This is a genomic window from Treponema endosymbiont of Eucomonympha sp. (assembly GCF_001028545.1).
Map to the genome: position 1 here is coordinate 1 of NZ_BBPW01000508.1, position 527 is coordinate 527.

The following is a 527-nucleotide window of genomic DNA, read 5'->3' on the forward strand; positions in this document are numbered from 1 at the left end:
GGCGGCGCAGGTTTCCCTGCGGGCGTCAAATGGGGGCAAGTGTTGTCGCAGAAAGCGTCTCCGCACTACGTCGTGTGCAACGGCGATGAAGGCGACCCAGGTGCGTTCATGGACCAGAGCGTCATGGAAGGCGTGCCGCACCAGATGATTGAGGGAATGCTGATTGCGGCGCGGGCTGCGGGTGCGAGTCATGGGTATGTCTATGTTCGCGCCGAATACCCGCAGGCGGTTAGTCGGCTCCGCACGGCTATCAGACAGGCGACGGATATGGGCTTGCTCGGTGAGCATATTCTGGGCACGGACTTCAGCTTTGCGCTGACCATATACCGCGGAGCAGGCGCGTTTGTCTGCGGCGAAGGCTCCGCGCTGACCGGTTCCATAGGGGGAAAGCGCGGCATGCCGCGGGTTAAACGGTACCGGACGGTGGCGCAGGGCTTATGGGAAAAACCGACGTTGCTCAACAACGTTGAGACGTTTGCAAACGTGCCGTTTATCGTCAATAAAGGCGCGACGTGGTATAAGGGAAT

General features: G+C 60.2%; 1 pseudogene. It reads left to right on the top strand.

The window, feature by feature from the left end:
- Positions 1 to 39 precede the first annotated feature (39 nt).
- Positions 40 to 527 (top strand): annotated as a pseudogene (locus AWU74_RS07805) (NADH-quinone oxidoreductase subunit F); the annotation flags it as partial.